Source organism: Serratia sp. X10 (assembly GCF_017811775.1).
Classification (GTDB): domain Bacteria; phylum Pseudomonadota; class Gammaproteobacteria; order Enterobacterales; family Enterobacteriaceae; genus Serratia; species Serratia ureilytica.
This window is the reverse complement of the sequence record NZ_JAEIOH010000003.1, coordinates 85021-98544: the sequence shown is the minus strand read 5'-3', so window position 1 is coordinate 98544 and position 13524 is coordinate 85021. Positions and strand designations below refer to the sequence as shown.

Annotated in this window: 12 protein-coding genes; 3 read left to right on the top strand and 9 right to left on the bottom strand. The window is 59.8% G+C overall.

Translation table 11 applies throughout. The features are described 5' to 3' along the window. Positions 1–238: 238 nt before the first annotated feature. The 8 genes from sanA to metG form a co-directional block, all read right to left on the bottom strand. On the bottom strand, positions 239–982 hold the full coding sequence (gene sanA / locus J9788_RS10750) for an outer membrane permeability protein SanA (RefSeq protein WP_004938948.1): 744 nt from the start codon (positions 980–982) through the stop codon (positions 239–241). A 169-nt stretch (positions 983–1151) separates the two neighbouring features. Further along, positions 1152–2849 carry an NAD-dependent malic enzyme gene (locus J9788_RS10745; RefSeq protein ID WP_182264858.1) on the bottom strand — a complete coding sequence of 566 codons (1698 nt, stop codon included), beginning with the start codon at positions 2847–2849 and terminating at the stop codon, positions 1152–1154. A gap of 221 nt (positions 2850–3070) precedes the next feature. Further along, complete coding sequence (gene cdd, locus J9788_RS10740) at positions 3071–3955, bottom strand: cytidine deaminase (protein WP_182264857.1); 885 nt, start codon at positions 3953–3955, stop codon at positions 3071–3073. 137 nt (positions 3956–4092) lie between these two features. Continuing rightward, entirely contained in the window at positions 4093–4788 is a 696-nt protein-coding gene (locus J9788_RS10735; protein WP_033642447.1) for a CidB/LrgB family autolysis modulator, read from the bottom strand. Continuing rightward, positions 4785–5192, bottom strand: a complete 408-nt coding sequence (locus J9788_RS10730) for a CidA/LrgA family protein (RefSeq protein WP_033642448.1) — start codon at positions 5190–5192, stop codon at positions 4785–4787. The genes J9788_RS10735 and J9788_RS10730 overlap by 4 nt, the downstream gene beginning before the upstream one ends. A 138-nt stretch (positions 5193–5330) precedes the next feature. Next, positions 5331–6542 carry an MFS transporter gene (locus J9788_RS10725; RefSeq protein WP_182264856.1) on the bottom strand — a complete coding sequence of 404 codons (1212 nt, stop codon included), beginning with the start codon at positions 6540–6542 and terminating at the stop codon, positions 5331–5333. A 131-nt stretch (positions 6543–6673) separates the two neighbouring features. After that, a complete protein-coding gene (locus J9788_RS10720) occupies positions 6674–7741 on the bottom strand; it encodes a sugar ABC transporter substrate-binding protein (RefSeq protein ID WP_182264855.1) in 1068 nt (355 codons plus the stop codon). 224 nt (positions 7742–7965) lie between these two features. Further along, complete coding sequence (gene metG, locus J9788_RS10715; protein ID WP_046896990.1) at positions 7966–9993, bottom strand: methionine--tRNA ligase; 2028 nt, start codon at positions 9991–9993, stop codon at positions 7966–7968. Between the two features lie 159 nt (positions 9994–10152). On the opposite strand from metG, the gene apbC reads away from it, so the two are divergent. Continuing rightward, positions 10153–11265 carry an iron-sulfur cluster carrier protein ApbC gene (gene apbC / locus J9788_RS10710; RefSeq protein WP_033650602.1) on the top strand — a complete coding sequence of 371 codons (1113 nt, stop codon included), beginning with the start codon at positions 10153–10155 and terminating at the stop codon, positions 11263–11265. 45 nt (positions 11266–11310) lie between these two features. Here the strand turns inward: apbC and J9788_RS10705 are convergent, their stop codons facing one another. Then, the gene (locus J9788_RS10705) at positions 11311–11940 is read right to left on the bottom strand and encodes a phosphatase PAP2 family protein (RefSeq protein WP_182264854.1); all 630 of its coding nucleotides are present in this window, start codon (positions 11938–11940) and stop codon (positions 11311–11313) included. Positions 11941–12172: 232 nt separating this feature from the next. Between J9788_RS10705 and udk the strand changes: the two genes are divergently transcribed. Beyond that, on the top strand, positions 12173–12814 hold the full coding sequence (udk, locus tag J9788_RS10700) for a uridine kinase (protein WP_033642454.1): 642 nt from the start codon (positions 12173–12175) through the stop codon (positions 12812–12814). Positions 12815–12939: 125 nt separating this feature from the next. Then, on the top strand, positions 12940–13521 hold the full coding sequence (gene dcd, locus J9788_RS10695) for a dCTP deaminase (RefSeq protein WP_019454407.1): 582 nt from the start codon (positions 12940–12942) through the stop codon (positions 13519–13521). The last annotated feature ends 3 nt before the right edge of the window (positions 13522–13524 follow it).

Below are 13524 nucleotides of genomic sequence, written 5' to 3'. Positions count from 1 at the left end.
CAGACGCGGCGAGGGCATCCGCATAGCGGGCAGACGGTGTTAAGCAAGGGCGCGGGTGGAGGGGCCGCGCCTTCGGCCCCTCCAATTGCCGTTCATTGTAGTAACAGAGAAATTCGGGGGATTTACGGCAATTCATCCTGCACGTCACGTAAAGAGACTGGATAAAAAATACCAGTCAGGCTTAAGTGACCGGCATTAGGCCTATTTTGCCGGCCTTTCTTTTTGGGCGTTTGCCGCATCAGGGCTGTTTGGCTTTCTGCTTCTCTTCTTTCAGCTTGTGCTCCAGCTCCACCAACTGTTCCGGCGAGACGGCGGGATAACCCTGGGCGTCTTCCGGCACGGTGTGCATGGCGGAGATCGGGATCAGCGGGCCGAGGAAACGCGGCTCGCGCTTGAGGATGTACAGATCGGTCAGCGCGCCCAGACGGGCGAAGATCTCGCGGGCGCGCACCGTCATCATGTCTTTCGGCGACGGCACCGCGTAGCACTGCGCCTGAATGCCCATGTGCAGGGCGATAAACAGCGCGCGCTCGCAGTGGAAGCGCTGGGTGATGATGATGAAATCGTTGGTGTCGAACACCTTGCGGGTGCGCACGATGGAATCCAGGGTGCGGAAGCCGGCGTAATCCAGCACGATATCGCTCGGCGCCACGCCGGCGGCGATTAGATCGCGGCGCATGGTCATCGGTTCGTTATAGCTTTGCTGGGCATTGTCGCCGCTCAGCAGCAGGTATTTCACCTTGCCGCTGTTATAGGCGTTGATCGCTCCCTGAATGCGGTAACGGTAGTACTGGTTGATCACGCCGGTGCGATAATACTTGGCGGTGCCGAGCACTACGCCGACCTGGCGATGCGGCAATTCCTGCAGTTCGTCGTAGACGTAAGGCGCGGTTTTCCAGCTGATCCAGCGATCGAGCGCAATAGCCGAGCCCATCAACACCGCAATGATGATGAACAGGCTGATTATCAGGCGTTTCCACATGTTGTTGCCTTACGCGCGCCGGGCTGAAAAAGATGGATCAAGGCTACTTTACCTGACCGACCGACGCAAGACGCGAACCGCCTGAAGCACGCGCGTCGCCGCATTTTTCGGCGGTTTTGCCGCACAAAAAAGCCCGGCGGAGCCGGGCTGGGTCATTTCAGCGCGTCAATCAGAACGAAGTGCGCTTGTAGCTGCGGTACTGCGGCCGCCAGAAGTTGTGCTCGATGGCTTTCGACAGTGCGTCTTCGGAGGTGACGATCGCCACACCCTGCAGCTGCGCCGCTTTGCCCACTTCCATGGCGATGCACTTGGATACGCCCTGAATATCGTCGATATTCGGCAGCAGCGCGCCGTGGCCGTCGGTCGCCAGCGGCGAACAATCCGCCAGCGCCCGGCTGGCGGCCATCAGCATGGCGTCGGTGACGCGGGTGGCGCCGGAGGCCAGCACGCCCAAACCGATGCCCGGGAAGATGTAGGAGTTGTTGCACTGAGCAATCGGGTACAGCTGCTCTTTGTAGCTTACCGGCGCGAACGGGCTGCCGGTCGCGACCAGGGCGGCGCCGTCGGTCCAGTTGATGATGTCTTCCGGACGGGCTTCCACGCGCGAGGTCGGGTTGGACAGTGGCATCACGATAGGGCGTTCGCAGTGCTTGTGCATCTCGCGGATCAGCTCTTCGGTAAACAGCCCCGGCTGGCCGGAAACGCCGATCAGAATGGTCGGCTTGGCGTTGCGCACCACGTCCAGCAGCGAGATGGCGTCGCTGGCGGTTTCCCAACCGGACAGGTTGTCGCTCTTCTGCACCAGCTTGCTCTGGAAGTCGAGCAGGTTCGGCAGTTTGTCGGTCAGCAGGCCGAAACGGTCAACCATGAATACGCGGGCGCGCGCTTCGTCTTCGCTCAACCCCTCGGACTTCATCTGCGCGATGATCTGCTCGGCGATGCCGCAGCCGGCGGAACCGGCGCCGAGGAAGGTGACGGTTTGATCGCGCAGCTGGCTGCCGGCGGCGCGGCTGGCGGCGATCAGGCTGCCGAGGGTGACCGCGGCGGTGCCCTGAATGTCGTCGTTAAAGCAGCAGATCTCGTCGCGGTAGCGGTTCAGCAACGGGGTGGCGTTGTTCTGCGCGAAGTCTTCAAACTGCAGCAGCACGTTCGGCCAGCGGCGTTTGACCGCCTGAATAAACTCTTCGACAAAGGCGTGGTATTCCTCGCCGGAGATGCGCGGATGGCGCCAGCCCATGTACAGCGGATCGTTGAGGCGCTGCGGGTTGTTGGTGCCGACGTCCAGCACCACCGGCAGGGTGTAGGCCGGGCTGATGCCGCCGCAGGCGGTATACAGCGAAAGCTTGCCGATTGGAATGCCCATGCCGCCGATGCCCTGGTCGCCCAGGCCGAGAATGCGTTCGCCGTCGGTCACCACGATCACCTTGACGTTCTGCTTGGTGGCGTTTTGCAGCATGTCATCGATGCGATCGCGGTTCGGGTAGGAGATGAACAGCCCGCGCGCGCGGCGGTAGATATCGGAGAAGTGCTCACAGGCCTCGCCGACGGTCGGGGTGTAGATGATTGGCATCATCTCGCTCAAGTGCGAGTCCAGCAGGCGATAGAACAGGGTTTCGTTGGTGTCCTGGATGTTGCGCAGGTAGATGTGCTTATCGTTATCGTTCTTGAAATCCTGATACTGACGGTAGGCGCGTTCCACCTGTTCTTCGATGGTCTCCACCGCTTCCGGCAGCAGGCCGTGCAGGTTGAAGTGGCTACGTTCTTCCTCGGTGAAAGCGCTGCCTTTGTTCAGCAGCGGAAATTCCAGCAGAATCGGGCCGGCGTAAGGGATGTAGAGCGGGCGTTTGCTTTCGTATTCTAGTTCCATCAGTTTTACTCTTCACGTATCAGATAACTGTATTGCCGACGATCCTAAAAGATAAAGAGAAGATGTACAGCATTTGTTGCCCGATGATGAACCAGGTTGGCGTAATTATCGACAATCAAATGATTTTTTAACTAAAGAAAGTGTCTCTGGCGGCGTCGGGGCATTGTATTTGGCGGGCGGTACTGTTAACGGCGGAACCGGATGGCCCCGCCGTGGTGCGCTTAGAAGGCGGCGCGGCTGACGTTTTGGCAACCCAGCGCCGCCAGAGTGACGCGGGTGGCATCCCACTGGCTGATGCTCGCGTCCTGCGGTTCGGCCAGCACAGCGCGGCGAATGTTCTGGCAGTCGCCGCCGGAGAGGTTCAGCAGGATCAGCGCGGCCTGCAGCGGCGGCAGGCTCGGGTTGAAGGCGGCGTTTTCCGCATAGCGGCCGGCGTAGATATTGCCGTCTGCCGTTTCCAGCGCCACGCCGCTGTGGGCGTTGCTGTACGGCGCGTGGCTCCGGTTGGCCGCCGCCAGCGCCGCTTGCGTCAGCGCATCGTTCAGCAGCAGTTGATGCCCGTGATCGACCTCGTCCATCAGCAGTGAAGCGACATCCAGATCTTTCGGGCCGAAGGCATCCGGCAGATAGTCCGCCAGCGTGGCCGGCGCGCGGCCAGGCAAACGGATTTGCAGCTCGCCGCCGCTGTTCAGCTCATTCATAAACTGGCGGCAGTGGCCGCACGGCGTGTAGTTGACGGTGACCGAAGCCAGCGCTTTTTCGCCGCGCAGCCAGGCGTGAGTCACTGCGCTTTGTTCCGCATGTACGGATTGCTGCAGCGGCGCGCCGCTGAATTCCATATTGGCGCCGAAATAGAGATTGCCGCTTTGCCCGCGCGCGATGGCGCCGACGTGGAAATGCGATATCGGGGTTAACGAGCAGGCCGCCGCCAGCGGCAGCAGCGCGAATGCCAGCGCGTCATCGTCCAACCCGCAGCCTGAGCGGATCGCCGCCGCTTGCTCGGCCGTGAACATCGCCGGAAAGTCGGACGCGTTCAGATAAGGCTGCAGGGCGGATTGCAGTGTCGCGGGCAGTGCGCTGAAAGCGGTGTGAAAACGCGGATGCATGGAAGGTCTCTCTACAGGTTAACGGGATCACATTCTAGGCAGGCCAGAGACATTAAAGTGTGATCAATATCTCTTAAATGATGAAATCAATGCAATAAAAGGCATAAATGCGAGATGTATCGCAAGTTTCATCCTGATCAACCGAATAGATGCAACAGCACCGGAAACACAAACGGCGCCAGCAGCGAGGTGATGATGCCGCAGATCACCAGCGCCAGCGAGCCGAAGGCGCCCTCCTGATAGTCCATCTCCGCGCAGCGCGCGGTGCCCAGCGCGTGGGAAGCCGTGCCCATTGCCAGGCCACGCGCCGAGGGGGTCGTGATTTTCAACAGGTTGAACAGCGTGTGGCCGAACACGGCGCCGAGGATGCCGACGAAAATAACGCAAACCGCGCTGATCGCCGGAATGCCGCCGAGCGAGTCCGCGACGGCCATCGCGATCGGCGTAGTGACCGATTTCGGCAAGATAGAGGCGGCGATTTCCGGCGTGGCGCCCAACCACAGGGCGATGGCGCCGCCGCTGATCATGGCGGTCAGGCTGCCGATGAAGCACACCGTGATAATTGACTTCCAGCGTGCGCGGATTTGGTGCAACTGCTCATACAGCGGGAAGGCCAGCGCGACGACCGCCGGCTGCAGCAAATCGTTGAGGATCCTGCTGCCCTGGAAGTAGCGCTCATAGGAAATGCCGCTGAGCAGCAGCAGCGGGATGATCACCGCCATGGACACCAGCAGCGGATTGAGCAGCGGCATGTTCAACTTGCGCGCCAGCCAGCGCGCGGCGAAATAGACCGCCAGCGTCAGCGGCAGCGACCACCAGATTTCATGGATCATGAGTTGCCCTCCGTGTCGTCGGGCTTGCCGGCAATGCGGCGCTCGCGGTGAAAATAGTGTGAGGTATAGCCGACCACCACCAGCACCATCAGCGTGCTGATCAGGCAAGAAATGACCAGCGGGCCCAGATGCGCAACGATCTGGTCATAATATTTCATCACGCCGACGCCGATCGGCACGAACAGCAGCACCATGTAGCGGATCAGCAAATGACAGCCGGGTTTAACCCATTTGGCCGGCAGGATCTGGGTCGAGAGCAGCGCGAACAGCAAGAGCATGCCGATGATGCTGCCGGGAATGGCGAACGGCAGCAGCGCCGCCACTGCGTTGCCGACGAACAGACACAGGTAGATGAGGAGCAGGGCCCTGAGGTATTTCCAGCACAGTGTGAGCACGTTGGCCATTGTCTTTTCCCGTTTAACTGATGCATTCATCATACAATTAAACTGTGAGCCATGCCACAGATCGCACCATGAATTCTCGCTATGCCTGCCATGCGCGATCGGCGGGTTGACATCCTGCTTTGAGAGTTGCAGGCAGGGTCAGCGCGCGTCCTCGGCCGTTGCCGCAGAACGTTCCGCCAAACGATGGCCGAGGAAGAAAAACAGCAGGCTGAGCAGCGCGGCGACGATCAGCATCACGAACATCAACGGCGGCGCGGCGTAGCTGAGCAGCACCCCGCACAGCACTGGGTTGATGGCGCCGCCCAGCGCGCTGAGGTTCTGTACCCCATAGTAGCTGCCTTTTAGGTGCGGCGGCGCGATAAAGTCGATGAACATGTATTCCACCGGGATAACGATGATTTCGCCGAGGGTAAACACCGCCATCGCCGCCAGCCACAGCCAGACCGCCTCGCCGGCGACCATAAAGCCGAGCAGCCCGACGATGAAAAACAGCGTGCCCAGCGCCAGCCAGCGCAGCATGTTTTCCTGGCGCATGCCGCGGCTAAGCAGGTATTGCAGGGCGATGACGATGCTGGCGTTGACGATCATCACCAGCCCGATGATTTTGTAGGCGAATTCGGCGCTGGAAACGGTGATCAGGTACTGCGACAGATAGCCGGTGAACTGTCCGAACACCACCGCGCCCAGGGTGCTGCCGAGGGTGAAGTAGATAAGCCGGCGATCGCTGCGCAAGATGGTCAGCGTCTGGCGGAAGTTGGGCAGTGAGGCTGATGCGGCTATAGGGGCTGCGTGCTGTTCCCGCCCGCGCAAGCGCTGGCTCAGCGCCGCCACCGTCGCCAGCGCCAACCCGCCCGACAGGTAAAACGGCAGCAGCGGGTTGAGGCCGGCCACCAGTACGCCGAGTGCCGAGCCGATCGCCCAGCCGACGTTGACCAGCGTGTAGTTGATTGAGAAAGCCTTGATGCGCTGCTCGACCGGCAGCCAATCGGCGAAACAGGCCTTAATGGTGATGCTCAGCACCGAATAACAGGTGTGCAGGATCGCCAGCACCACGATCACGCCGCCGGGGCGCGGGATCCAGGGAATGGCGAAGAAGCTGAGCGCAAACAATAAAATCGACAGCAGGATCAGGCGATTTTTGCTGAATTTGTCCACCAGATAGCCGCCGTACAGGCTGGCGATGATGCCGAGGGTGAGGCTGACGCCCAGGATCACGCCCACGCTCTTCGGCAACAGGTGGAAATGCTCGGTAAGGTAGATGGTGATGAACGGCAGCGTGACGCCGCGGCCGATGGTCAACACCAGCGAACTGGCCAGCAGCACGTTAATCTGCGAGGGGAATCCCTTCATTTGAAACCTGTTTATGCATACAGTTATTGGGCGATGCAGATAACATAGCGCATTTTGGCGGGGACGGAAGGGGGCTGCCGATATTTATCTGAAAAACAGAGGCTGCGTCGGCAGCCTCGTGAAAAACAGCATTATTTACCGTGTTCGGCCTGCAGCGTGGCGAACCACTGCTGAACGAAATCGCTGCTGCTGCCCCAGCCGGGGATGATCTTCGCCAGGCCGGCGACGTTGACCGGCCCCGGTTGCGCCAGCAGCAGCGCCTGTGGAATGACCGCCGCTTTGAACTGATAGTTGTCCGGCGTGCTTTCCCCGGCGATCTTGTTGGCCACCAGGCGCAGGTTGACCGCGCCGATCAGCTTCGGATCCACCGCCACGCTGACCTGCCACGGGCTGCCGGCCTCACGCATCAGCTGTAAATCCTGATTGGAGATATCGATGCTGTACAGCTTGATTTCGGTGCGGCCGTTCTCTTTCAGCGCCTTGTAAGCCCCTTGGGTAAAGGCGTCCCACGTGCCCCAGATGGCGTCGATCTTGCCTTTCGGGTATTTCGCCAGCACCGCGCCCACCTTGTTGGCGGTATCGCCCTGTACGTCGGATGAGACCGCGCCGATCGATTCCAGCTCATGAATGCCCGGATGCTGTTTCAGCAACTGCTGATAAGCGGCCTGACGGCGCTCCATCGGCGGGAAGCCGGCCACCCACAGCTTGACAATATTGGCCTGGCCGTTGAAATCCTTCACCAGTTGGCCGAAGGAGGCATTGGCCAGTGAAGCGTCGTCCTGCTGCGAGACGGTGATGCCGGGAACGCTGCCGCTGACGTCGGTATCGAAAGCCGCGACGGCGATGCCGGCCGCCGCGATGCGCTTGACCAGGTCGGTGGAATAGGGGGCTCGCCCCTGCGAGAGAATGATGCCGTCATATTTCTGGCTGATAGCCTGATTGACGAAGTCCTGAAAGCGCGCGTCGTCGCCGTTGCTGAGGAAGGTATCCACCTTGAAGCCCAGCTTGCGCCCTTCCTGAATGGCACCCGCCAAAAATTGCGTGGTGTTGTCGTCGGATCCGAGGTTGCGGATCACCGCGATGCGCACCGGCCCCTGATGCTGAGCGATGGCGGCGGGTACGGCGGCGTTTTCCGCCGCCTGCAGCGGCAGGGCGGACAACAGACTGAGGGCGAGCAGCGAAGTCTTGAGGTTTTTCATTATTATAGGCTCCAAAAAAGCAGGGAAACGATCCCGGTAAAGGTCTGTTATAGCAGTCTTTCTGTCTGGACGTCTATTTTGGGTTTCTGAGCATCATAGCCGGATGCGGCGGGCAGGGGAATCAGGGCGGTTATGACTTTTTCTTCATGCTTATAACGTGGGGGTTGGGGCAATAAAAAAGGGCCGAGCAAGCTCGACCCTCCCTACGCCGCGCATCTGCGCGATTACTTGACCTGCATGCCAGGCTGCGCGCCGCTGTCCGGGCTCAGCAGGAAGATCTCTTTCCCGCCTGGGCCCGCCGCCATCACCATGCCTTCTGACACGCCGAAGCGCATTTTACGCGGCGCCAGGTTGGCGACCATGATGGTCAGACGGCCTTCCAGCGCTTTCGGGTCCGGGTAAGCGGAGCGAATGCCGGAGAAGATTTGGCGCGATTCGCCGCCCAGATCCAGCTGCAGCTTCAGCAGCTTGTCGGAGCCCTCGACAAAGTCGGCGCTCTTGATCAGGGCGATGCGCATGTCGACCTTGGCGAAGTCGTCGAAGGTGATGGTTTCCTGAATGGGATCATCGGCCAATGGACCGGTCACCGGCTTGGCGGCGGCCATGTCTTCCTTCGAGGCGTTGACCATCTCGTTGACCTTGTCCAGATCGATGCGGTTGAATAGCGCTTTGAACGCGTTCACCTGATGGCCCAGCAGCGGCTGCGGGATCGCGTCCCAGCTCAGTTCGGCGTTGAGGAACGCTTCGGCGCGTTCGGTCAGCGAAGGCAGCACCGGCTTAAGGTAAGTCATCAGCACGCGGAACAGGTTGATGCCCATCGAGCAGATGGCCTGCAGATCGGCGTCGCGGCCTTCTTCCTTCGCCACTACCCACGGCGCCTGCTCATCCACGTAACGGTTGGCCAGATCGGCCAGCGCCATGATTTCGCGGATCGCGCGGCTGAACTCGCGGCCGGCGTAGGCTTCGGCGATGCTCTGCGCCGCATCAACGAAGGTCTGGTACAGCGCCGGATCGGCCAGGCTGTCGGCCAGCTTGCCGCCGAAGCGCTTGTTGATAAAGCCGGCGTTGCGTGACGCCAGGTTCACCACCTTGTTGACGATGTCGGCGTTGACGCGCTGCACGAAGTCTTCCAGATTGAGATCGATGTCATCAATGCGTGAAGAGAGCTTGGCGGCGTAGTAATAACGCAGGCAGTCGGCATCCAGATGCTGCAGGTAGGTGCCGGCCTTGATGAAGGTGCCGCGCGACTTGGACATCTTGGCGCCGTTCACCGTCACGTAACCGTGCACGAACAGATTGCTCGGTTTGCGGAACTGGCTGCCTTCCAGCATCGCCGGCCAGAACAGGCTGTGGAAGTAGACGATGTCCTTGCCGATAAAGTGGTACAGCTCGGTGGTGGAGTCTTTGCGCCAAAACTCGTCGAAGTCCAGATCGCCGCGCTTGTCGCACAGGTTCTTGAAGGAGCCCATGTAGCCGATCGGCGCGTCCAGCCAGACGTAGAAGTATTTGCCCGGCGCATCCGGGATTTCGAAGCCGAAGTAAGGCGCATCGCGGGAGATGTCCCACTGCTGCAGGCCGGATTCGAACCACTCCTGCATCTTGTTCGCTACCTGCTCCTGCAGCGCGCCAGAGCGCGTCCACGCCTGCAGCATTTCGCTGAAGGCCGGCAGGTCGAAGAAGAAGTGCTCGGAGTCGCGCATCACCGGCGTCGCGCCGGAAACCACGGACTTCGGATCGATCAGTTCCGTCGGGCTGTAGGTGGCGCCGCACACTTCGCAGTTGTCGCCGTACTGGTCCGGCGATTTGCATTTCGGGCAGGTGCCTTTCACGAAACGGTCCGGCAGGAACATGCCTTTCTCCGGATCGTACAGCTGAGAAATGGTACGGTTCTTGATAAAACCGTTTTCTTTCAAGCGGCTGTAAATCAGGGTGGACAGCTCACGGTTTTCATCGCTATGGGTCGAATGATAGTTGTCATAGCTGATGCCAAAGCCGGCGAAATCCTGTTGGTGCTCCTGGCTCATCTCCGCGATCATTTCTTCCGGTTTAACGCCCAGTTGCTGCGCTTTCAGCATGATCGGCGTGCCGTGCGCGTCGTCCGCGCAGATGAAATGCACTTCGTGGCCGCGCATTCGTTGGTAACGCACCCAGATATCCGCCTGGATGTGCTCGAGCATGTGGCCGAGATGGATGGAACCATTTGCGTACGGTAGCGCGCACGTCACCAATAATTTTTTCGCGACTTGAGCCATAGTGAGAACTTGCTTTCTGTAATGAATAAAAGGGCCTTCGATGTTAACCGATCGCGCCCTTCGCTGCTAGGGCGGTTTCTTACAGGTTATACGCGCCAGCCGCCGCGCAGTTCTGGTATGCTTAGCCGGAAGCTACCCATTCAAAATCAAGGAGCCGGGATGAACGCAAAATCCCCTGAGCAGACCAACCCCGAAGTTCTGCGCGCCCTGGTGACCGGTGTACTGGCCGCCTTTGAACACCCGACGTTGAAAAACAACCTGACCGCATTGAAGGCTATCCATCACTGCGCGTTGCTGGACGATGTACTGCATATCGAACTGACGATGCCCTTTGCCTGGCAGAGCGGTTTTGAAGCGCTGCAGGCGAGCGTCGGCCCCGAACTGCTGCGCGTGACCGGCGCCGGCGCCATCGATTGGAAGCTGAAACACGATATCACGACGCTGAAGCGCGCCAACGCGCAGGCCGGGATCAAAGGCGTGCGCAACATCATCGCCGTCAGCTCCGGCAAAGGCGGAGTGGGGAAATCCAGCACCGCCGTCAACCTGGCGCTGGCGCTGGCCGCCGAAGGGGCCAAGGTCGGCATTCTGGACGCCGACATTTACGGCCCGTCGATCCCCAACATGCTGGGCACCGAACATGAGCGGCCGACCTCGCCGGACGGGCAGCATATGGCACCGATCATGGCGCACGGGCTGGCGACCAACTCCATCGGTTATCTGGTGACCGACGACAACGCCATGGTGTGGCGCGGCCCGATGGCCAGCAAGGCGTTGATGCAGCTGCTGCAGGATACGCTGTGGCCGGATCTGGATTACCTGGTGCTGGACATGCCGCCGGGCACCGGTGACATCCAACTGACGCTGTCGCAGAACATTCCGGTTACCGGCGCGCTGGTGGTCACCACGCCGCAGGATATCGCCTTGCTGGATGCCGCCAAAGGCATCGTAATGTTCGAGAAAGTGCATGTGCCGGTACTGGGCATTGTCGAGAACATGAGCGTGCATATCTGCAGCAACTGCGGCCACCATGAGCCGATCTTCGGCACCGGCGGCGCCGAGAAGCTGGTGCAGAAATATAACAGCCGTCTGCTGGGGCAGATGCCGCTGCATATCTCGCTGCGTGAAGATCTGGATCGCGGTACGCCGACGGTGATCAGCCGCCCGGACAGCGAATTCGCCGACATGTATCGTCAATTGGCCGGCCGCGTGGCTGCGCAGATGTATTGGCAGGGCGAGGCGATCCCGACGGAGATTGCGTTCCGCGCGCTGTAATCAGCCTATCGCAATGCAAGAACCCGGCTTAAACGCCGGGTTTTTTTATGGGGTAGGGGTCGGCTTGTGTAGGTCGGCACGGGTATAAGGGCGTTCGATCTGCGCCAGCGTTTTGGCGATATGTTCCAGCAATCCCTGAGTGGGGGCCGGCTGCCGCTGCCCCATCAGCGCCAACGGCAAGGCCAGCGCGATGGCCAAATGCGGCCAGGCAAGCTGTGGTCGCGCTTTCCCTCGCTGCAGCCATAAAAACAGCGCGCTAGCCAGGTAGCCTAAAATCAGCCCGCTGATCACCTCGGATACCGAATGCACGCGGATCTCCAAGCGCGACACGCCGACGGTGAAAGGCAATATCCACCCGGTCAACAACGCGATGCTGCGCACCGGATGGGAAAATCGACCGGTTAAAGCCCAAAGCAGCGGCGGCCAGATGCTCGCGGCGAGGGCCGAATGGCCGCTGAATCCGGTGAAGTCATAACTTGCGCTACCAATGCCCCAGCCCATAAAGGCCAACTTGGACAGGCAGACCAGCCCGCCGGTGAAACCGAAAATCAGCGCCCATTGCCAGCCTGCCGCGCGAGTGGCGGGCGATGTGAGCAGCAATAAAAAAAGAATCAGCGCGCAGGGCAGCAGCAGCATGCTGTCGCCGAAAAAAGTCAAAAAATACCAATCCAGCACATCATTCTCCGATGAAAGACTACGGGGTCCCTAAGTCAGCGCAGGAGTGTAACCTGTTGCGGAGCATTGCCCTAGCCGTGAGATTCTTAAAATGTCATATCGCCGGTACGGCGCGATAGCCTGAATTCGCCCGCCGTCGCGCAATATACAGTGGCGCAAACCCCGACGACTCCCTATAATTGTCGCGTTTTAGTTCCCTCCCTTCACATTACGAAATCAGGTCTTTAATTTTATGACTGACAATCCGCATCAGTGCGTCATTATTGGTATAGCTGGCGCATCTGCCTCCGGAAAAAGCCTTATTGCCAGCACGTTGTACCGCGAACTCCGCGAGCAGGTCGGCGATGAGCACATCGGCGTTATTCCAGAAGACAGTTACTATAAAGACCAGAGTCACCTGACCATGGAAGAACGGGTCAAAACCAACTATGACCACCCGAGCGCCATGGATCACAACCTGCTGTTCCAGCATTTGCAGATGCTGAAGGCCGGCAAAGCGATCGAACTGCCGCTGTACAGCTACACCGAGCACACGCGCAAGAAAGAAACCGTTCACCTGAAACCTAAAAAAGTCATTATTCTGGAAGGGATCTTGCTGCTGACGGATATCCGCTTGCGCCAGGAGATGAATTTCTCGATCTTCGTCGACACGCCGCTGGATATCTGCCTGATGCGCCGCATGAAGCGCGATGTCAACGAGCGTGGCCGCTCAATGGATTCGGTGATGGCGCAATACCAGAAGACCGTGCGCCCGATGTTCCTGCAGTTTATCGAACCTTCCAAACAATACGCCGATATCATCGTCCCGCGCGGCGGCAAAAACCGCATCGCGATCGATATTCTGAAAGCCAAAATCAGCCAATTCTTTGAATAATGCCGCTTAATGGCCGGGAATGTGTATTTCCGGCCGGCGGCCAACTATTTGCACCCCGGCGTAGACCTTTCGCCCGTTGTGTGGCAATTTTTGTTTAGTTACGCGTTTTGATGGAGAAGAGAGACATGAGACTGTGCGACCGCGATATAGAAGCCTGGCTGGATAGCGAGAAACTGGTGATTTCCCCGCGCCCGCCGCTCGAACGCATCAACGGGGCCACAGTAGATGTCCGTTTGGGCAACCAGTTCCGCGTATTCAGCGGCCATACCGCGCCTTTTATCGATCTCAGCGGGCCGAAAGACGAAGTCAGCGCTGCGTTGGATCGCGTGATGAGCGACGAGATTGTCCTGCCGGAAGGCGAGGCGTTTTTCCTTCATCCCGGCGAGCTGGCCCTGGCGGTGACGTTCGAATCCGTGACGCTGCCGGACGATCTGGTGGGCTGGCTCGACGGCCGTTCTTCTCTGGCGCGCCTGGGGTTGATGGTGCACGTCACTGCGCACCGTATCGATCCGGGCTGGCACGGACGCATCGTGCTGGAATTTTACAACTCCGGCAAGCTGCCGCTGGCGCTGCGGCCGGGCATGCTGATCGGGGCCTTGAGCTTTGAACCGTTGTCCGGCCCGGCGGCCCGGCCATACAACAGCCGGCAGGACGCGAAGTATCGCGATCAGCAGGGCGCAGTAGCCAGTCGAATCGACAAGGACTAACGG

Excerpts from the sequence above, each read along its gene's own strand:
- J9788_RS10730 (WP_033642448.1), bottom strand. The coding sequence starts at position 5,192 with ATGGCCAACGTGCTCACACTGTGCTGGAAATACCTCAGGGCCCTGCTC.
- udk (WP_033642454.1), top strand. The coding sequence starts at position 12,173 with ATGACTGACAATCCGCATCAGTGCGTCATTATTGGTATAGCTGGCGCA.
- J9788_RS10735 (WP_033642447.1), bottom strand. The coding sequence starts at position 4,788 with ATGATCCATGAAATCTGGTGGTCGCTGCCGCTGACGCTGGCGGTCTAT.
- J9788_RS10725 (WP_182264856.1), bottom strand. The coding sequence starts at position 6,542 with ATGAAGGGATTCCCCTCGCAGATTAACGTGCTGCTGGCCAGTTCGCTG.
- cdd (WP_182264857.1), bottom strand. The coding sequence starts at position 3,955 with ATGCATCCGCGTTTTCACACCGCTTTCAGCGCACTGCCCGCGACACTG.
- sanA (WP_004938948.1), bottom strand. The coding sequence starts at position 982 with ATGTGGAAACGCCTGATAATCAGCCTGTTCATCATCATTGCGGTGTTG.
- J9788_RS10720 (WP_182264855.1), bottom strand. The coding sequence starts at position 7,741 with ATGAAAAACCTCAAGACTTCGCTGCTCGCCCTCAGTCTGTTGTCCGCC.
- apbC (WP_033650602.1), top strand. The coding sequence starts at position 10,153 with ATGAACGCAAAATCCCCTGAGCAGACCAACCCCGAAGTTCTGCGCGCC.
- dcd (WP_019454407.1), top strand. The coding sequence starts at position 12,940 with ATGAGACTGTGCGACCGCGATATAGAAGCCTGGCTGGATAGCGAGAAA.
- J9788_RS10745 (WP_182264858.1), bottom strand. The coding sequence starts at position 2,849 with ATGGAACTAGAATACGAAAGCAAACGCCCGCTCTACATCCCTTACGCC.
- metG (WP_046896990.1), bottom strand. The coding sequence starts at position 9,993 with ATGGCTCAAGTCGCGAAAAAATTATTGGTGACGTGCGCGCTACCGTAC.